We start from the raw sequence: 18,891 nt of genomic DNA, 5'->3' as shown, positions 1-18,891 counted from the left end.
GCGCTGCCGTCGGCTGAGCAGGCGGCAGCGCAGCTTGCAGACCTGTGTTTGCGGCACGGACAGCAAGGCCACATACGGCCGCACTTGGAGCCGGGGCCTGGCATGCGCACAATGCGCCCTCACTTTTCGCATGACCCATCGCACCCATGTCCAGCATCGATATCCGCCACGACCATTCCTTGACGCCGGCCCAGGCCCGCGCGGCCATCGACGAGGCGGCGCGCAAGCTGACCGATCGCTATGGCGTCGCGTCGCATTGGGAAGGCGACACTTTGCGCATCGCACGTGCCGGCGTGGACGGAGCAATCGCGCTGTTGCCGCAACAAGTGCACGTCACCGCCGAACTCGGCTTTTTGCTGTCGGCGGTGCAGCCGATGGTGGAATCGGAAATCCGGCGCTTGCTGGCCGAAAAACTGGCCTGATCGCGCGATTGGCGCTGCGCTGCTTCAGCGTCAAGTCACCTGCTCGGGCGCTTGCGGGTAGATGCTTTCGGCACGCCTGATCGGGCAGTGCTTCACCTGCCCGATGCAGGGTCGGCACTAGGGTGAACGCAATGTCACGTTGGCAACCTACAGGAGCATCGCATGACGACCGGATACGATCAGAACGGTAACCGCGGTAACGCGGCCCAGGGCTTCCAGGCGCAGGCGGAACAGATCTCGCGCCGGCTTGGCGAATCGGCTCAGACCGTGTGGCTTGCCGGCCTGGGCGCGCTCGGGCGCGTGCAGAACGAAGGCAGCAAGCTGTTCGATTCGTTGGTGCGCGAAGGCGCCGCCTATGAGCGCACCGGCCAGCGCAGGGCGGCCGAGAGCGTCGATGAATTGCGCGAAGAGGTGGAAACCCAGTTCGAGCAGGCACGCGATACCGCGGTGCGCGGCTGGGACAGACTGGGCAAGGCCTTCGACGAACGCGTGAAGGGCGTGCTGCGCACGCTCAACATTCCCGAGCAGGAAGAATTGGAAAACCTGCGGCGCGAGGTCGAATCGCTGAAGGCCCAGGTCCGCGCAAATACCGCGGCCACCAAGCGTGCCAACCGTACCGCTAACCAGGCGGCGCAGGCGGCCAGCGAGACGACCGCTGCCGGCGGCGCGGGTGCCGGGGCGGCATCGTCGTCCAGCAATCCCGGTGCGTTCGACCCGGAATGAGCGCAACAGTGAAAGCAGCCGCGCTGTCATGTGACGGCGCGGTTGTTGCCCGAGATGGTGAAGGGAGTGATGCCCGAGTGCAGCTGCGCACTACGTTTCTGCACGCCGGCCAAGCGCGGCGCCCCCAGCCACCTCGAGCGGTGTCATCGGCTGGTGCTACCCGCGCCGATGGGTGCAACTCACCGTGGGTGGTGTATTGGCTAATCCGCAGCCGCGCGTTGGCGATGGACCGGCGTGAGGATGCAGCGTCGCTGACGTGCGATTTGGCTCTGCGCAGCCTTTTTGAATCAGTGGCTTAGCGCCAAAACGCAGCTCTTCCGGCCCGATGTTGCAAAGCAACATGATTTTTTGGACAATCGGGAACGACCCGCCAGTCCTGCGTTACGAAGTCCGTTTGCTCCCCTCCCCTCACGGCTTCGGACTGGCGGGTCTTTCGCTATCTGGATCACGGCTCGCGATATCACCGCGCACGATCCATTGACGAATCTTTCGCGAAGGATTCTTCTACACGCACGATTCGTTATACGCGCCATTGCTTGATGCTCATGCCTTCCTGGATTCTGGCGCCCTTGGCCGCACTGCTGCTCTGGCTGGCGGTGTCTGCCTACCTGTGGCTGGTACGACGACGCGCCAATGAAGTGCATGAAGGCGTCCGTGCGCTGGCCATCATGCACTGGCGCGATTTTTCCGCCGTGGTGCTGCGCGTCCTGCAGGATCAACGCGGATGGCAGCCCACCCAGCTGCCGCAGGATGGCCTGCCCACCGCCGACTTCATGATGCAGACCGAGCATGGCACCCGGTTGGTGGCCTGCAAGCACGGGCGCGGTTATCGCATCGGCGTGGCGGCGGTGAACGAGCTGGGCGCGATGGCACGGCTGGCTGGTGCAAACGGCGGCGTGATGGTGACCGAAGGCCGCATGGAGCGCGAAGGTATCGCCGCCGCGGAGAAACAATCGATCGAAGTGCTGGACGGTGTGCGTCTGTGGCCGCTGCTCAAACCCTATCTGCCTGGCGATGTGGAAGCCGGCGTGGTTGGTGCGGCGCGCCGCCGCGCGATCCGCCATAGCATCATCGCCGGCGCCGCGCTGGCGACGCTGGCCGTCATGGCGGTGCCGGCGCTGCGCCCGCCGGCTCCGACGCGGGCCACACCGCCCGCTGCGGCGTCTGCACCGATTCCCGCACCGGCCCGCGTGGTCGCACCGCCCACGCCCTCCGCCAGTACCGCCCAGCCGGGCCCGTCACCTACTGCAGTGGCCCCGGCCGCGCCGGCAGCCGGCGCAGAACCGGATGCAGCCACCATCCAAGGCTATCAGCGCGAGGTTTCCAAGGCGTTGGCGCAGACACCGGGGCTGGTGCGTGGCATCTGGCTGACCCAGGCAACCCTGGTAGTGGATCGGACGGTGGAAGACAGCGCGGCATGGCCGCTGATTTGCCGCGAGCTGCAACGCTACCCGTACCTGCGCACGGTGCGCGTGCAACTCAACCCGCGCCCGGGCACCGCCGAGCCGGTGCGCTGGCGTCAGTGCAGCACGATTTGATCCTGGGGCATTGGCTGCTGTCGTCGTGCCGCGTCGCCTGCCTGCCCAGCCGGGCACCTGATCGTGAACACACAATCGCCGCCTTCCCGGCGTGCAGCGACTGCAACACGGCCGGTACCGTTCAGCGAGCCCCTGGCGACTTGAGCGCTGCGGTACCGCGCCCGTCGCCTGCCGACATCATCTCAGCGCAGTCCCGGCGCGAACCGTGCCACCAGATCGTACGAACCGCCTAGAAACATCTGGCGCACGTAGGTGACCGGCAGCTCGCCGCGCCAGGTGTGGCGGTCGATCACCAGGCAGGCCGCGCCGTCGTCCGCCTGGAGCTGCTCGGCCTGCGCGGCGTCGGCACTGGCAGCGCTGATGCGGTGCTCGGCACGCGTCCATGGCACGTTGCGCAATAACCAGCTGCCCGGCGCCACCTCCGTGAACGGCTGGTCCAATGCGTCGGGCACGGTGTTGATGTCGATCACGCGGTGCTCCAGCGCAAACGGGCGGCCGTCGGCCAGGTGCACGCTCTGCAATTCCAGCACCTTGCCGGTGCTGCCCAGCGCACGTTCCTGCGGCACGCGCTGCCGCACGTTGCGCAGCTGCCGCGACAACAAAGAGAACCGGTACGCATGGCCGCGCGTGGTCATTTCCACTTCGATGTCCGGGATCGAGAGCGCCACCTGTTCCAGATGCGGGTGCTGCCGTGCCACGAACGAACCAGTACGGCGGCGGCGTTCGATCATGCCGGCATCGGCCAGCAAGCCGAGCACCTTGTTCACCGTCATGCGCGAGCAACCGTACTGCGCCATCAACTCGTGCTCGGGCGGCACGCGGTGCCCTGGCGGCCAGTCGCCGCTATGGATGCGTTGTTCCAGATCCTGGCGGATGCGCTGATGCAAGGTGCCAGGCACGATGGTGGTGGTGGCGGTCAAAGCGCGGGTCTCCGAAAAGAGCGGCTATTCAATCGGCATGCCGCATGGTCGGCAGCGTGCGCCAGCTGCAGGCTGCGGCATGCACCATGCACGCTGCATGGACGAGCGCACTGCATGCACCTGCTCCGGCGACGCAGCTGCGTCTGCGGTGGCTCCAGGAGCAGCACTGCGCGCGCATCCGCTTGGAGCGGTTCAGGCGCAGCCACTGGCGGTTGCGGCCGGGGCCCGTCATCGGCAGGTGCAAAGCGTACACCACGACTCCTGCGCGCCGTTGGGCAGCCACCTGACCACTCTCGCCACCGTGCGATGAGCAATGTCACTGGCCCAGCAGGCTGCGCAACACCGCGGCAAACCGTGCGGCGATACGGGCGCGGTCGACATGCTGCCCCTCGCGCACCACCCAGCGCCCGACGCGCCAGACGTTGCGCACCGCGGTGCCACGCGCGGCGAACAGCCAGCTGTCCAGCAAGGCGTCGTCGCTGCGCGCCAGCAGGGCCGGATGCGCGGTGTCCAGTTCGATCAGATCGGCTGCTGCGCCGGCGCGGATGCCGGTCTGCGCGAGGCCCAGCGCCTGCGCGGCTCCCATGCCGGCCTGATCGTAGAGCCAGCGTCCGCTCGACACGGGCCCCTGCGCCACGACATTGCGTGCCTGCAGCGTCAGGCGCTGGCCGTATTCGAGCAGGCGCAGTTCTTCGGCTGCATCGATCAGCACATTCGAATCCGAGCCCACGCCAAAACGCCCGCCCGCAGCAGCGAAGGCCTGCATCGGGAACACGCCATCGCCCAGATTCGCCTCGGTGATCGGGCACAGACCGACGACCGCGCCGCTGGCGACAATTGCCTGCAGTTCGTGTGCATCCACGTGCGTGGCGTGTACCAGGCACCAGCGCGCATCCACCGGCGCGTTGGCCAACAGCCACTGCACCGGGCGCTGCTTGGACCAGGCCAGGCAGGCATCCACTTCACGCTGCTGCTCGGCGATATGGATGTGGATGGGGCCATCGGTAAGCGGCACCAGCGCTGCCAGTTGCTGCGGAGTGACCGCGCGCAGGCTGTGCGGCGCCAGCCCGAGTACCGCGTCCGGCAGCGCTTTCAGGCTGTGTCTGCAGTCGTCCAGCAAGCGCGCGAAGCCGTCAATGTCGTGAATCAGACGGCGTTGCGCCGGGCTGGGGGTGGCACCACCGAAATCCGAGTGCGCATAGAACACCGGCAACAGGCTGAGCCCGATGCCGGTGTTGGCGGCAGCGGCGGCAATGCGCTCGGACATTTCGCCGGGCTGCGCATACGGCGCACCGCTGGCCGCGTGATGCAGGTAATGGAATTCGCCGACCCGGGTGAAGCCGCTTTCGAGCATTTCAACATATGCCTGCTCGGCGATTGCCTGCAGGCTGTCCGGGTCGAGCCGGTCGACGAAGCGGTACATCAGCTCGCGCCAGCTCCAGAAGCTGTCGCCGCTGCGCCCGCCGACTTCGGTCAACCCCGCCATGCCGCGCTGGAAGGCATGGCTGTGCAGATTCCCCAAGCCAGGCAACAGCACGTCGCAGCGCGTGTCGGTAATCGCAGCAGCCGCATTGGCCTCCACCGAAACGATGCGGCCCTGCTCTGCCGCGACCCGCACCTTGCTCGCCCAGCCGTCGGGCAACAATGCCCGGGCTGCCCAGAACACCTGCGTCTGTTGGTCTGCCACTGGACACCCTCGATCGCCGAACTTATTGTATATACATATCAGACACCACGAGCCTGCGCCATGCATTGCGACGTTCTGTGGCACAACGCGCAACTGATGACCCTGGATGCGGCCGATGGCGGCCTGGGCATCGTGGACGATGGCATCGTCGCCTGCCGGCACGGCCATATCGTCTACGCCGGCGCGGCCGCACAGGCCCCAGCGCTGCAGCCCGACAGTGCGCACGACTGCCGGCGCCGCTGGATCAGCCCCGGCCTGATCGATTGCCACACGCACCTGGTGTACGCCGGCAACCGTGCCAATGAGTTCGAGCAACGCCTGCGCGGCGCCAGCTATGCCGACATCGCCGCAGCCGGCGGCGGCATCGTGGCGACGGTGCGCGCCACCCGCGCCGCCGACGATGCGGCGTTGCTGGCCGCCAGCCTGCCGCGCCTGGATGCGATGCTTGGCGAAGGCGTCACCACGCTGGAAATCAAATCCGGCTACGGGCTCACGCTGGACGATGAAGTCAAGCAGCTGCGCGTGGCGCGCCAACTCGCCGCGCTGCGCAAGGTGGAAGTGGTGCCTACCTTCCTGGGCGCGCATGCCGTGCCGCCTGGTGGGCAGGCGCAGCACTACATCGACCAGGTCTGCACGCAGATGATTCCGGCGATCGCCACGCAAGGGCTTGCCGAGGCCGTGGACGTGTTCTGCGAGCATCTGGCGTTCTCGCAGGCGCAGGCCGAAAAAGTCTTCGTTGCGGCGCAAGCGCATGGTTTGCGCATCAAGATCCACGCCGAACAATTGAGCAACCAGCACGGCGCCGAACTGGCCGCACGCTACGGCGCGTTGTCGGCCGATCACATCGAGTACCTGGACCAGGCGGGCATTGCGGCGATGGCCGCTGCCGGCACCGTGGCAGTGCTGCTGCCAGGCGCGTTCTACTTCACCCGCGATACCCAACTGCCACCGATTGCCGCGCTGCGCACGGCCGGCGTGCCGCTGGCGCTGGCCACCGACTGCAACCCGGGCACCTCGCCGCTGACCAGCCCGCTGCTGGCGATGAACATGGCGGCGACGTTGTTCCGCATGACCGTGGACGAATGCATCGCCGGGTTCACCCGCGAGGCTGCGCGGGCGCTTGGCCGCAGCGAGCGCCTGGGCCAGTTGCGCGCCGGCATGGACTGCGACCTGGCGATCTGGAACATCGATGCGCCGGCCGACCTGGTCTACCGCATGGGCTTCAATCCTCTTCATGCCCGCGTCTGGCGCGGGCATCTGTGCTGAATCCGGAGTCGTCATGAGTGTTTCTGTTGTCTTGCAACCCGGCCAGGTCACGCTGGCGCAATGGCGTGCGCTGTATCGCGGTGCCGACGTCGCGTTGGACGATGCATGCGCTGCCGCGGTGCTGCGCAGCGCGCAAACGGTGGAGGCCATCGTGGCGCGTGGCGAGCCGGTGTATGGCGTCAACACCGGCTTCGGCAAGCTGGCCAGCGTGCGTATCGAGCGCGAGGATCTGCAGACCCTGCAGCGCAATATCGTGCTCTCGCACGCGGCAGGTGTGGGCGAGCCCACGCCGGTACCGGTGGTGCGGCTGATGATGGCGCTCAAGCTCACCAGCCTGGCCCAGGGCGCGTCCGGCGTGCAGCCGGGCACGCTGGCGTTGCTGGAAGCGATGCTGCGCGCCGGCATCACCCCGGTGGTGCCGTGCCAGGGCTCGGTGGGCGCTTCCGGCGACCTGGCACCGCTGTCGCATCTGGCCGCGGTGATGATCGGCGTTGGCGAAGCCTTCGTCGGCGCGCAGCGACTGCCTGCTGCCGACGCGCTTGCACATGCGCAGCTGCAGCCGCGCGTGCTGGGCGCAAAGGAAGGGTTGGCCCTGCTCAACGGCACCCAGTTTTCCACCGCCTGCGCCCTGGCCGGTCTGTTCGAGATCGAAACCGTCCTGCAGGCCGCGCTGGTCACCGGCGCGTTGTCGGTGGAAGCGGCCAAGGGCTCGGATACGCCCTTCGATGCGCGCATTCATGCCTTGCGCGGGCAGCCCGGGCAGATCGCCACTGCTGCCGCATTGCGCGCCCTGATGGCCGATTCGGCCATTCGCGAATCGCATCGGCTGGGCGATGTGCGCGTGCAGGACCCGTACTGCCTGCGCTGCCAGCCGCAGGTGATGGGGGCGGCGCTGGATGTGATGCGTCAGGCCGCGCGCACCCTGCAGATCGAAGCCAATGGCGTGTCCGATAACCCACTGGTCTTCAGCGACACCGGTGAAGCGCTGTCTGGCGGCAACTTCCACGCCGAGCCGGTCGCCTTCGCCGCGGACATGCTGGCGATGGCGGTCTGCGAAATCGGCTCGATCAGCGAACGCCGCACCGCGATGCTGGTCGACCCGGCACTGTCCGGCCTGCCCGCCTTTCTCACCCCGCGCCCGGGCCTGAACTCCGGCTTCATGATTCCGCAGGTGACCGCCGCCGCGCTGGTGTCGGAAAACAAGCAGCGCGCGTATCCGGCCAGTGTCGACTCGATTCCGACTTCGGCCAATCAGGAAGATCACGTGTCGATGGCTGCGCACGGTGCGCGCCGCTTGCTGGCGATGGCCGAGAACGCCGCCAACGTCATCGGCATCGAGCTGCTGGCCGCCGTGCAGGGCTGCGATTTCCATGCGCCACTGCGCTCCAGCACTGCGCTGGAAGCGGCGCGTGCCCTGTTGCGCGCGCAGGTGCCGACACTGCAGGACGACCGCTACTTTCATCCGGACATGCTGGCTGCCAGCGCATTGGTGCGCTCGGGCGCGCTGGCGCAGGCAGTGGCGATCCCGTTGCCGGGTGTGGAGCAGGACATATGAGTGGGCAGCGCTTATGCAGCGCGTCGATACCTGCCTCGACGCGGCCGCAACTGCAGTCTTTCGCGATCTCTCCAAGCATACGCACTTGCGATGACGCCGTGCCGCGCACGCGAGGCATCCGCAACGCCCAGCTGCGCAACGCATGCCGCACGCACGCAGCACGCGTGCATGGAGCGCAGCGATGAACGCCCTGCCCGACTGGCTGGAACTGCACCGCGGCGACGCGCCGTTGATCGTCAGTTTTCCGCATACCGGCACCGAGTTACCGGAGGACGTGGCCGACCAGTTCGTGTCGCCGTGGCTGGCGCGCCGCGATACCGATTGGTGGGTACACCATCTTTACGACTTCGCACAGGCGCTGGGCGCCACCACGCTGCGGACTGCCATCTCGCGCTCGGTCATCGACGTCAATCGCGACCCGAGCGGGGCCTCGCTGTATCCGGGCCAGAACACCACCGGTCTGTGCCCGCTCACCACCTTCGACGATCAGCCGCTGTATGCCGATGGTGCGGCACCGGATCAGGCGCAGATCGCGTTGCGTCGCACGCGCTGGTTCGACCCGTACCACGCCGCGCTTGCCGGGGAAATTACGCGCCTGCGCGCGCAGCACGCGAAGATCGTGGTCTACGACGCACATTCGATCCGCTCGTTCATCCCGCATCTGTTCGATGGCGAATTGCCGCAATTCAATATCGGCAGCAACGAGGACCGCAGCTGCGACCGGCGCCTGGTCGATGCGGTGGAGCGCCTGTGCCGCAGCAGCGGCTCCAGCACGGTGCGCAACGGCCGCTTCAAGGGCGGCTGGATCACCCGCCACTACGCGCAGCCCGCGCATGGCGTGCACACCTTGCAGATGGAACTGGCCTGTCGCGGCTACATGCGCGAGCCCGACAGCCTCACGCCCGAAAACTGGCCAACGCCGTGGCAGCCGGTACACGCCGTGGTGCTGCGCGCGGTACTGCGCCACGTGCTGCAGGCCTGCCTGCACTTCGCCAATGCGCCCTCCTCCGACACCGCGCCGCCTGCGGCCAACCGCTGATTGCAAGGAACCCGGCATGACCCATCACGATGCAACCCGCGTCATCCGCGCCGCCACCGGCACCACGCTCACCGCCAAGAGCTGGCTCACCGAAGCGCCGCTGCGCATGTTGATGAACAACCTGGACCCGGACGTGGCCGAGCGCCCGCAGGAACTGGTGGTCTACGGCGGTATCGGCCGCGCCGCGCGCGACTGGGAATCCTTCGACGCCATCGTCGCTGCGCTCACGCGGCTGGACGAGGACCAAACCTTGCTGGTGCAGTCCGGCAAACCGGTGGGCGTGTTCCGCACCCATGCCGATGCGCCGCGCGTGCTGATCGCCAACTCCAACCTGGTGCCGCGCTGGGCCAACTGGGACCACTTCAACGAACTCGATCAAAAGGGCCTGGCCATGTACGGCCAGATGACCGCCGGCAGCTGGATCTACATCGGCGCGCAAGGCATCGTGCAGGGCACCTACGAAACCTTCGTGGAAATGGGCCGCCAGCACTACGCCGGCAATCTGGCCGGCAAGTGGCTGTTTACCGGCGGTCTCGGCGGCATGGGCGGCGCGCAGCCGCTGGCGGCGGTAATGGCCGGCGCCTCGTGCCTGGCGGTGGAGTGCCGCCGCTCCAGCATCGACATGCGCCTGCGTACCGGGTATCTGGATACGTGGACCGACTCTCTGGACGAGGCGCTGCGCCTGATCGAGGAGTCGTGCACCGCGAAAAAACCGCTGTCGGTCGGCCTGCTCGGCAATGTCGCCGACGTGCTGGACGAACTGCTGCTGCGCGGGATCAAGCCGGATCTGTTGACCGACCAGACTTCTGCACACGACCCGGTCAACGGCTACCTGCCGCAGGGCTGGAGCGTGGAAGACTGGGATGCAAAGCGCGTGAGCGCGCCCAAGGAAGTGGAAGCCGCTGCGCGCGATTCGATGGCCAACCACATCCGCGCCATGCTCACTTTCCACGCGCTGGGCGTGCCTACCGTGGATTACGGCAACAACCTGCGCCAGATGGCGCTGGAAGCCGGCATCGACAATGCATTCGATTTCCCCGGCTTCGTGCCCGCCTACATCCGCCCGCTGTTCTGTCGCGGCATTGGCCCGTTCCGCTGGGTTGCGCTCAGCGGCGACCCGGACGACATCGCCAAGACCGACGCCAAGGTCAAGGAGCTCATCCCCGACGATGCGCACCTGCATCGCTGGCTCGACATGGCCGCCGAAAAGATCGCCTTCCAGGGCCTGCCCGCGCGCATCTGCTGGGTGGGCCTGGGCGATCGCCACCGGCTGGGCCTGGCCTTCAACGCCATGGTGCGCAGCGGCGAGCTGAAGGCGCCGGTGGTGATCGGCCGCGACCATCTGGATTCGGGCAGCGTGGCCTCGCCCAATCGCGAAACCGAAGCGATGGCCGACGGCTCGGACGCGGTCTCCGACTGGCCGCTGCTCAATGCCCTGCTCAACACCGCCAGCGGCGCCACCTGGGTGTCGCTGCATCACGGCGGCGGCGTCGGCATGGGCTTTTCGCAGCACGCCGGCATGGTCATCGTCTGCGACGGCAGCGAGGCCGCCGACAGGCGCATCGAACGCGTGCTCTGGAACGACCCGGCCACCGGGGTGATGCGCCACGCCGATGCCGGTTACGCCATTGCAACCGATTGCGCGAAGGAAAAAGGGCTGGATTTGCCTGGCATTCTTCGCTGACCCGGCCGAACAGCGCCACGCTTTGGGGGCACCGCTGCAGCATCCGGGCCGCTCCCGCCCGCAGCCTTGTTCATGCCTTCCGCGGTCCCCCGCAAGGGCCCGCTGTCGGGCCTCTTACGGCTGCCATTGGCCACATCAGATGCTGTGCGCCGGCACCATGCAGTTGCCGTGTCTGGGCACGATGTCCCGGATCGGGGCATGCGCCGGGGATCAGCCTCAAGTCTGCGCGTTGCAGGCCGACAAGATATGCAACGTTTCGAGGAATCCCCATGGGCATCCTGATCTACCTGGTGCCTGCATTCGCACTCTGGGCGCTGATCGCGACCGGGCTGGCATTCGTGCGTGGCCGCCAGCTGCGTGCCGAATCCGGCGAGCTTGCCAGTACGCAGGACAGCCTTGGCCGCTATCAGGCGGCGCTGTCGCAACTGAAGGCGCGAGCGGCGGCCACCACGCTGGAACTGGAATCGCTGCAGCGTAGCTATGCCGTGCTCAAGCAATCGCTGGAACAGCATGAGCAGAACGCCTCCGAGCAGCAGGCAGCCGCTGCCGGCCAAGTGATTCCCATGGTGCTGGTGCAGCGGCTGGATATCGCCAGCGAGATCGGCACGCTGTTCGCGCATGTGGCGCGCGTGGCGCGCAGCCTGCGTCGCTACAGCGCCTACAGCCGCGGCCACAACGCACCCGAGCCTGCCACCGCGCGCTACGACCTGCACTGGCTTGCCGATTGTCTGCACAGCTTCGATCAGATCGGTCATGCGCTGGTACGTGGCAATGTCGCTGCGCTGATCACCGCCTGCCAGGATCTGCTATCGATGTACGAGCACTACCTGAAGGATGGCTCCGGCTACAACAGCCGCGACACCTTCCAGCGCCTGAGCAACGATGTGCCGCTGTCCGAGGCCACTGATGCGATCCGCTCGATCATCGTCAAGGCGACGCTGGCGCAGGACGTGCGCGATGCGGTGCAGGACGACGAGGTGGCGGCGAACGTTGGGTGATTCAGGAATCGGGAATCGGGAATCGGGAATCGGGAATCGGGAATCGGGAATCGGGAATCGGGAAAGCGTGCGGCCTGATGCATCATGTGGGCAAGCGCTGGGCAGATAGCGTCGTCTTGCCGAGATAGCTGAGCGCTTGCCAGATGTGCTTCAAGAAAAAAGCGCACCGCTTGCGGTGCGCTTTTTCGTGCTTCAACGTCCTGAGTCACTGACGAATGGTGCGATCCCTCGTAGCTGCCGGAGGACGACTCGCGGGCGACATCAGCATGTCTGCCTGCATTGCACACTCCGATTCCAGCCACTAACCACGTGGCATTGCGTCTGCCTGTCTTTAGCAGCCGCCCCCGCTCGTCTCCGACATCATTGCGCCTTCTGCGGTAACGCGTAGGCGATCAACGCATCGCCTGCCGGGGTCTCCATGAAGTGGTGCCCGCCGGCCATGATGACCAGATACTCGCGTCCATCGTATTCGTACACCATCGGGTTGGCCTGGCCGCCGGCCGGCAACTTGGCATGCCACAGCTCCTTGCCGGTGGCCAGATCGATCGCGCGGATCAGGTCGTCGGTGGCTGCGGCAATGAAGATCAAACCGCTTGCCGTCACCACCGCGCCACCATTGTTCGGTGTACCGATTTCGATCGGCAGGCCGGAACGGATGCCGAACGGGCCATTGCCGCGCGCACTGCCGAACGGGCGGTCCCACAGCGTCTTGCCGCTGGCCAGATCGATGGCGCGGATGCCGCCATACGGTGGCTCCTTGCACAGCAATTTGGTGAACGGCAGACGCCAGCCGGCATTGACGTTGACTGCATACGGCGTGCCGGTCTGCGGGTCGCCTGCGCCTTCCGCACCGCCCGCATCGCCACGCACTTCATCACGCGGTGCCCAACCCAGCTTGTCGGCCTTGGCGCGCGGCACCAGCAGGTTGTAGTTGGGCATGTCGTTGTAATTGGCCACGATCACACCGCGGTGCGGATCTACCGCCACGCTGCCCCAATCCGAACCACCGTTGTAACCGGGGTACTCGATCGAATGCCGGTCCGCTTCCGGCGGCGTGTAGATGCCCTTATAGCTGGCCTTGCGGAACTCGATACGGCAAACCAGCTGGTCGATCGGGGTCATGCCCCACATGTCGCGTTCGGTCAGATCCGGCTTGCGCAACGTGTGGTACAGCGAGAACGGCTGCGTCCTGGCACGCATCTGCGGCTCCACGCCACCGCCTGGCACCGCACGCTCTTCCACGCCCACCAGCGGCTTGCCGGTGCGTCGATCCAGGACGTACAGCTCGCCCTGCTTGCTAGGCAACAGCACCGCCGGCACGTTGACGCCGTCCTTGGGGAAGTCGATCAGGCTCGGCTGCGAGCCCAGGTCGTAGTCCCATGCATCGATGTGGGTGGTCTGGAAATTCCATGCCGGCTTGCCGGTGGCGACATCCAGCGCCACCAGCGAGGTCGCGTAACGGTTTTCCTGCGGCGTGCGCGAGCTGCTCCAGTAATCGGCTGTGGAATTGCCCATCGGCAAATAGACATAGCCCAACTGCTCATCGGCTGCGGCGGTGGTCCACATATTGGGCGTGCCGCGTGTCCAGCTCTGGCCCGGCGGCGGTGCGCCGTTCCATTCCGGATGCGTCATGTCCCAGGCCCAACGCAACTTGCCGGTGACCGCGTCGAAGCCTTCGATCACACCGGAGGGCTCGTAACGCTTCTGCCCGTCGAGCACCTGATGCCCGGTGACCACCACGCCGCGCACGATGGCCGGCGGCGAATTGATCGACACATAGCCCGGCGGCGTCTGGCCCATACCGACGGTGATATCGACCTGACCGTTGCTGCCGAAATCCGGGCACGGCGTGCCGCTGCGTGCGTCCAGCGCAATCAAGCGCCCGTCGAGCGTGCCTTCGATCACGCGCGTGCGGCACAGCTGTGCGGTTGCTCCAGCATCCGCAGCGGTGGCAGCCGCCGGCACTTCGTAATACGAGACGCCACGGCATGCCGCCGTGTACGGAATCGCTTCGTCCTTGACCTTGGGATCGTAGCGCCAGCGCTGCTTGCCGCTGGCGGCATCCAGCGCAATCACCTGGTTGCGTGCAGTACATAGGTACAGGCTGTCGCCCACCTTCAGCGGCGTGGTTTCGGCGCCCCAGCGCTTGTCCGGCAGATCGCCGGTGTGGAAAAGCCAGGCTTGCTGCAGCTGCGCGACGTTGTCGCGATTGACCTGCTGCAGCGGCGAATAGCGCTGGCCGGCCTGGCTGCGTCCGTATGCGGGCCAATCGTCGTCGGCCGGTGCATTCGCCGGCTGTACGCCGGACGCCGCGACCGGGGCGGAGGTGTCGCGGTTGACCAGACCACCGAGCATGCCTGCCGCATGCGCCAGCGCGCCATCGGCTTCAGTCACGCCATGCGGCATGAACGCCAATGCGAACGCCACCACAAATACCATCGCCAGCGCACCGGCCAGGCTGCGCGATACCGTGCGCGACACAGGGCGATGCAGTTTCGGTAGCAACAGCGCAAGCACGAATGCCAGACCCACGATCAGGCCCAGACGCGGCACCCAGCGCCAGTAATCGCTGCCTGATTCCCACCACGTCCAGAGCAACGAAACCGCCACCACGCCGGCAAACCACCAGGCGCCCGCGTTGCGGCCACGAAACAGCAGCACGCCGGCAACGAGCATCGCCGCACCGGCCGGTGCGTAATACCAAGAGCCGCCCAACGCAGCCAGCCACACGCCACCGGCAAGCAGCACCGCGCCCAGTAAAGCAATCACGCCTCCCAAGGTCGCCAGCGCCCAATGGCCGCGACCGGAAGGACGATCCAGAATCGTCATCCCTTGTTCCTCTTCGACTCAGCGGCGACGCAACGCCGCCGCACCACCCACAACCTTCGACCCGTGCCAGTGAAAGAGCCGCGATCTTTGCGGCGAACGCATGAAGACACTGCGTTGCAGATGTCAGCACTCGCCATAAAGCGTGGCGCCCCAAACCTTCGCGCATAAAAAAAACGCCGGTTTTCACCGGCGTTTTTGCTCAACTGCATCGCGTTGGCGCTGCGATCATGCGTCAGTTGTTGGCGGCGCCTCGCTCACACTTGCGCCTGCTTCGTCCACCACCTCATCCACTTCATCCAGCGACGCATCCAGGCGTTCCACCGCCTGCAACTTTTCGCCCTTGGACAAGCGGATCAGCGTGACGCCCTGCGTATTACGGCCAACGCGCGAGATCTCCGAACCACGCGTGCGCACCAGCGTGCCGCCATCTGAAATCAACAGCACTTCGTCGGTGGCGCCCAGCAGCACCGCACGCACCAGCTTGCCGTTGCGCTCGGTGGTCTGGATGCCGATCACGCCCTGGGTGCCACGCCCCTTGCGCGGGTACTCGGTCAGCGGGGTGCGCTTGCCGTAGCCGTTCTCGGTGGCCGTCAGGATGTAGGCCACATTGCCGTCGTCGGCGACCTCGATCACGGCAGACTCGCCGCCATCGGTGGCTTCCACCACGTCATCGACCTCCTCGCCTTCGATCTCTTCTTCGACACCGCCAGCACGCTCGGCCACGATCAGGCTGACCACTTCCTCGCCCTTGGTCAGACGGATACCGCGCACACCGGTGGCGGTACGGCCCATCGAACGCACGGTGGATTCGCCAAAGCGCACGGTCTTGCCGTTGGAAGCGAACAGCAACACGTCGCGGTCGCCATCGGTCAAGGCCACCCCGACCAGCGCATCACCCTCGTCCAGGTTGATGGCGATCTTGCCGCGCGCCAGACGGAAGGCGAATTCACTCAACGGCGTCTTCTTGACCGTGCCGTTGCGTGTGGCGAAGAACACGTAGCGGTTGTCGGCGTATTCGCGCACCGGCAGCACCGCCTGCACGCGCTCGCCGGCTTCCAGCGGAATCCAGTTGATGATCGGGCGGCCACGCGCGTTGGAGCCGGCTTCCGGCAACTGGTGCACCGGCAGCCAGAACACCTTGCCGCTGCTGGTGAAGGTCAGCAGCGTGTCGTGCGTGTTGACCAGCCACAGCTGGTCGATGAAATCTTCTTCCTTGGTCGCTGCGGCAGAACGGCCACGGCCACCGCGGCGCTGCGCGCGGTACGCGCTCACCGGCTGGCGCTTGGCATAACCGGCATGCGACAACGTCACCACCACGTCCTCCGGCGCGATCAGATCCAGGATGTCCAGATCTTCTTCGCTGTGACGGATTTCGGTGCGGCGTTCGTCGCCATATTCTTCGCGGATATTGATCAGCTCGTCGCGGATCACCTGCAGCAGCACGTCCGGGTTTTCCAGAATGCGGATCAGGCCTTCGATGACGCCGAGCAATTGCTTGTACTCGTCGGTCAGCTTTTCCTGTTCCAGGCCGGTGAGGCGATGCAGACGCATTTCCAGGATCTGCGAGGCCTGCACTTCGCTGAGCTGGTAGAAGCCCTGGATCAGGCCCACGCCCGGCGGCAGATCTTCCGGCTTGGAGGCTTCAGCGCCGGCGGCGCCCAGCAGCGCGCCCACCAGGCCCGGTTGCCAGGTCTTGGCCAGCATGCGCTCGCGCGCTTCCTGCGGGTTGGCCGAGGTCTTGATCAACTCGATCATTTCATCGATGTTGGCCAACGCGACGGTCAGGCCTTCCAGCACGTGCGCACGCGCACGCGCCTTGCGCAGTTCGAAAATGGTGCGGCGGGTGACCACCTCGCGGCGGTGGCGGATGAACGCCTCCAGCATCTGCTTGAGGTTCATCAACTGCGGGCGGCCGTCGATCAGCGCCACCATGTTGATGCCGAACACCGCCTCCATCTGGGTCTGCTGGTACAGGTTGTTGAGCACAACCTCGGCAGATTCGCCGCGCTTGACTTCGATGTAGATGCGCATGCCGTCCTTGTCGGACTCATCGCGCAACTCGCTGATGCCTTCGAGCTTCTTTTCCTTGACCAGCTCGGCGATCTTCTCGATCAGCCGCGCCTTGTTGACCTGGTACGGGATCTCGGTGACGACGATCGCCTCGCGACCGTTGTCGGCCACTTCCACATCGGCCTTGGCGCGGATGCGCACACGGCCACGGCCGGTGCGGTAGCCGGCCGCGATGCCGGCGGTGCCGTTGATGATGCCGGCGGTGGGGAAATCCGGGCCGGGGATGTATTCCATCAGGCCTTCGACATCCAGCTCGGGCGTGTCGATCAGCGCGATGCAGGCGTTGATCGCCTCGGTCAGGTTATGCGGCGGGATATTGGTGGCCATGCCCACCGCGATACCGGCCGAGCCATTGACCAGCAGGCTCGGGAACCGGGTCGGCATGACCGTCGGTTCCTGTTCCTTTTCGTCGTAATTGGGCTGGAAATCGACGGTTTCCTTGTCGATGTCGGCCATCAGCTCATGCGCCAGCCGCGACATGCGCGACTCGGTGTAACGCATTGCCGCAGCGGAGTCGCCGTCGACCGAACCGAAGTTACCCTGACCGTCGACCATCATGTAGCGCAGCGAGAACGGCTGCGCCATGCGCACCAGCGTGTCGTACACCGACTGGTCGCCGTGCGGATGGTATTTACCGATGACGTCGCCGACGATACGCGCCGACTTGAAGTAGGCCTTGTTGCTGTGTGCGCCCAGCTCGTGCATCGCGTAGAGCACGCGCCGGTGCACAGGCTTGAGGCCATCACGGGCATCGGGGAGTGCGCGGCCCACGATCACGCTCATCGCGTAATCGAGGTAGCTCTTGCGCATCTCGTCTTCCAGGTTGACCTGGATGATTTCCTTGGCGGTTTCTGCCATTCGGGTTCCGTATGTGAGGTGGCGGGCGAGCCGGAAAGCCGCGTCGGGAGCGCCCTTGCATCAGGCTGCCGACCCCACGCTCCCGCCGATCGATTCAAGCGCCGGATTGTACCACGGCAGGGCATCCCGACGCCTCCGCTTTACCAGCCAGAAACAAGCACTTGCAGGGAGTTTGGGCGGCGTTGGAAGCCGGGCGGCCGGCCCCGGGCTCAGGCGCCGAAGGCGGCCTGCATCCGCGCCAGGTCCGGCTGCGCGATCACGCCGCGTTCGGTGACGATTGCGTCGATCAGATCGCCCGGAGTGACGTCGAAAACCGGGTTCCAGGCATGGATGCCATCGGCCACCGTCCTGACCCCGCCCACGCCGAACAACTCGCCGGGATCGCGCTGCTCGATCTCGATCTGGTCCCCGCTGGCCGTTGCCATATCCACCGTGGACGACGGCGCCACCACCATGAATTTGACCCCGTGGTGGCGGGCGGCGATGGCCAGCTGGTAGGTGCCGATCTTGTTGGCGGTATCACCATTGGCGCAGATGCGATCGGCGCCGACGATCACCCACTGCACCAGTCCGGATTTCATCAGATGCGAGGCCGCCGAATCGGCGATCAGGGTGGCGTCGATACCGTCCTGCTGCAGCTCCCACACGGTCAGGCGTGCGCCCTGCAGCCACGGCCGGGTCTCTCCGGCGAACACCTTGGCAATGCGCTGTTGCGCCATGCCGGCGCGGATCACGCCCAGTGCGGTGCCAAAGCCGGCGGTGGCCAGCGAGCCGGTGTTGCAATGGGTGAGCACGCCGCTGCCAGGTGCGATCAACGCGGCGCCAAGCGCGCCCATGTGGCGGTTGGCGGCCAGGTCTTCATCGGCGATGGCCTGCGCCTCGCGCGCGATCACCTCGCGCCAGTCGGCGCCGGCCGCGCCCAGTACGCGGCGCATGCGCATCAGCGCCCAGGCCAGGTTGACGGCAGTCGGACGCGCCGCGTTGAGCCGCAGCAGCGCCGGCTCCAGCTTCTGCAGCGCAGCGCTGCCGTCGTCGGCAGCGATGTCGCGCGCGGCCAGCACCACGCCCCAACCTGCCGCGATGCCGATCGCCGGCGCACCGCGCACGGCCAGGGAATGGATCGCCTCGGCCACCGCGTCGCTGCTGTCGCAACGCACATGCGCCACCTCGAAGGGCAGCTTGCGTTGGTCGAGCAACTCAAGGGCATCGCCGGTCCACAGCAGTGGCCGGATGTGGTCGTAGCGGGCGTAATCGATATGGGCGCTGTCGTTCATGCGCCCATTGTAAGGCGCGCGCAGCGCC

14 protein-coding genes are annotated in these 18,891 nt (G+C 66.4%); 8 read left to right on the top strand and 6 right to left on the bottom strand.

The features are described 5' to 3' along the window. Nucleotides 1–146 precede the first annotated feature (146 nt). From ACDH77_RS08120 to ACDH77_RS08110, 3 genes are all read left to right on the top strand, one after another. Nucleotides 147–422, top strand: coding sequence for a polyhydroxyalkanoic acid system family protein (locus ACDH77_RS08120; protein WP_008576246.1), 276 nt, complete (start codon nucleotides 147–149; stop codon nucleotides 420–422). A gap of 162 nt (nucleotides 423–584) precedes the next feature. Beyond that, nucleotides 585–1,145, top strand: coding sequence for a phasin family protein (locus ACDH77_RS08115; RefSeq protein ID WP_008576248.1), 561 nt, complete (start codon nucleotides 585–587; stop codon nucleotides 1,143–1,145). A 539-nt stretch (nucleotides 1,146–1,684) separates the two neighbouring features. After that, the gene (locus tag ACDH77_RS08110) at nucleotides 1,685–2,683 is read left to right on the top strand and encodes a restriction endonuclease (protein ID WP_372353815.1); all 999 of its coding nucleotides are present in this window, start codon (nucleotides 1,685–1,687) and stop codon (nucleotides 2,681–2,683) included. A gap of 182 nt (nucleotides 2,684–2,865) precedes the next feature. Here the strand turns inward: ACDH77_RS08110 and hutC are convergent, their stop codons facing one another. The 3 genes from hutC to ACDH77_RS08095 are packed head-to-tail and all read right to left on the bottom strand — an operon-like array spanning nucleotide 2,866 to nucleotide 5,290. Then, complete coding sequence (gene hutC, locus ACDH77_RS08105) at nucleotides 2,866–3,603, bottom strand: histidine utilization repressor (protein ID WP_008576253.1); 738 nt, start codon at nucleotides 3,601–3,603, stop codon at nucleotides 2,866–2,868. A gap of 28 nt (nucleotides 3,604–3,631) precedes the next feature. Next, nucleotides 3,632–3,859 (bottom strand): hypothetical protein, encoded by a 228-nt coding sequence (locus ACDH77_RS08100; RefSeq protein ID WP_042774083.1) that lies wholly within the window; start codon nucleotides 3,857–3,859, stop codon nucleotides 3,632–3,634. Nucleotides 3,860–3,919: 60 nt separating this feature from the next. Then, nucleotides 3,920–5,290 carry a formimidoylglutamate deiminase gene (locus tag ACDH77_RS08095; RefSeq protein WP_338338656.1) on the bottom strand — a complete coding sequence of 457 codons (1,371 nt, stop codon included), beginning with the start codon at nucleotides 5,288–5,290 and terminating at the stop codon, nucleotides 3,920–3,922. Between the two features lie 60 nt (nucleotides 5,291–5,350). Here ACDH77_RS08095 and hutI point away from each other — a divergent pair, with 60 nt between their 5' ends. From hutI to ACDH77_RS08070, 5 genes are all read left to right on the top strand, one after another. After that, nucleotides 5,351–6,556 carry an imidazolonepropionase gene (hutI, locus tag ACDH77_RS08090; protein WP_014089869.1) on the top strand — a complete coding sequence of 402 codons (1,206 nt, stop codon included), beginning with the start codon at nucleotides 5,351–5,353 and terminating at the stop codon, nucleotides 6,554–6,556. Nucleotides 6,557–6,569: 13 nt separating this feature from the next. Beyond that, on the top strand, nucleotides 6,570–8,111 hold the full coding sequence (gene hutH / locus ACDH77_RS08085; RefSeq protein WP_218498886.1) for a histidine ammonia-lyase: 1,542 nt from the start codon (nucleotides 6,570–6,572) through the stop codon (nucleotides 8,109–8,111). A 181-nt stretch (nucleotides 8,112–8,292) separates the two neighbouring features. Next, nucleotides 8,293–9,150, top strand: coding sequence for an N-formylglutamate deformylase (gene hutG / locus ACDH77_RS08080; RefSeq protein WP_136733805.1), 858 nt, complete (start codon nucleotides 8,293–8,295; stop codon nucleotides 9,148–9,150). A 16-nt stretch (nucleotides 9,151–9,166) separates the two neighbouring features. Continuing rightward, nucleotides 9,167–10,834 carry a urocanate hydratase gene (gene hutU / locus ACDH77_RS08075; RefSeq protein ID WP_372353814.1) on the top strand — a complete coding sequence of 556 codons (1,668 nt, stop codon included), beginning with the start codon at nucleotides 9,167–9,169 and terminating at the stop codon, nucleotides 10,832–10,834. Nucleotides 10,835–11,103: 269 nt separating this feature from the next. Next, entirely contained in the window at nucleotides 11,104–11,832 is a 729-nt protein-coding gene (locus tag ACDH77_RS08070) for a hypothetical protein (RefSeq protein WP_008576266.1), read from the top strand. A gap of 360 nt (nucleotides 11,833–12,192) precedes the next feature. Here ACDH77_RS08070 and ACDH77_RS08065 read toward each other — a convergent pair whose 3' ends face one another. The 3 genes from ACDH77_RS08065 to mtnA all read right to left on the bottom strand — a co-directional run bounded on the left by ACDH77_RS08065 (nucleotide 12,193) and on the right by mtnA (nucleotide 18,863). Beyond that, a complete protein-coding gene (locus tag ACDH77_RS08065) occupies nucleotides 12,193–14,661 on the bottom strand; it encodes a membrane-bound PQQ-dependent dehydrogenase, glucose/quinate/shikimate family (RefSeq protein WP_372353813.1) in 2,469 nt (822 codons plus the stop codon). 225 nt (nucleotides 14,662–14,886) lie between these two features. Continuing rightward, nucleotides 14,887–17,589, bottom strand: a complete 2,703-nt coding sequence (gyrA, locus tag ACDH77_RS08060) for a DNA gyrase subunit A (RefSeq protein WP_011347032.1) — start codon at nucleotides 17,587–17,589, stop codon at nucleotides 14,887–14,889. A 209-nt stretch (nucleotides 17,590–17,798) separates the two neighbouring features. Beyond that, entirely contained in the window at nucleotides 17,799–18,863 is a 1,065-nt protein-coding gene (gene mtnA / locus ACDH77_RS08055) for an S-methyl-5-thioribose-1-phosphate isomerase (RefSeq protein WP_011347031.1), read from the bottom strand. Nucleotides 18,864–18,891 lie beyond the last annotated feature (28 nt).

This window comes from Xanthomonas axonopodis pv. maculifoliigardeniae (assembly GCF_041519315.1).
Lineage (GTDB): Bacteria > Pseudomonadota > Gammaproteobacteria > Xanthomonadales > Xanthomonadaceae > Xanthomonas > Xanthomonas euvesicatoria.
The sequence above is the reverse complement of the archived record's forward strand: the minus strand, read 5'-3'. Positions and strand labels throughout refer to the sequence as shown.

Bases quoted from the DNA above. Each gene is read 5' to 3' on its own strand.
- gyrA (WP_011347032.1), bottom strand. From the start codon at position 17,589: ATGGCAGAAACCGCCAAGGAAATCATCCAGGTCAACCTGGAAGACGAG.
- ACDH77_RS08065 (WP_372353813.1), bottom strand. From the start codon at position 14,661: ATGACGATTCTGGATCGTCCTTCCGGTCGCGGCCATTGGGCGCTGGCG.
- ACDH77_RS08110 (WP_372353815.1), top strand. From the start codon at position 1,685: ATGCTCATGCCTTCCTGGATTCTGGCGCCCTTGGCCGCACTGCTGCTC.
- hutI (WP_014089869.1), top strand. From the start codon at position 5,351: ATGCATTGCGACGTTCTGTGGCACAACGCGCAACTGATGACCCTGGAT.
- hutH (WP_218498886.1), top strand. From the start codon at position 6,570: ATGAGTGTTTCTGTTGTCTTGCAACCCGGCCAGGTCACGCTGGCGCAA.
- hutG (WP_136733805.1), top strand. From the start codon at position 8,293: ATGAACGCCCTGCCCGACTGGCTGGAACTGCACCGCGGCGACGCGCCG.
- ACDH77_RS08070 (WP_008576266.1), top strand. From the start codon at position 11,104: ATGGGCATCCTGATCTACCTGGTGCCTGCATTCGCACTCTGGGCGCTG.
- mtnA (WP_011347031.1), bottom strand. From the start codon at position 18,863: ATGAACGACAGCGCCCATATCGATTACGCCCGCTACGACCACATCCGG.
- ACDH77_RS08115 (WP_008576248.1), top strand. From the start codon at position 585: ATGACGACCGGATACGATCAGAACGGTAACCGCGGTAACGCGGCCCAG.
- hutU (WP_372353814.1), top strand. From the start codon at position 9,167: ATGACCCATCACGATGCAACCCGCGTCATCCGCGCCGCCACCGGCACC.
- ACDH77_RS08120 (WP_008576246.1), top strand. From the start codon at position 147: ATGTCCAGCATCGATATCCGCCACGACCATTCCTTGACGCCGGCCCAG.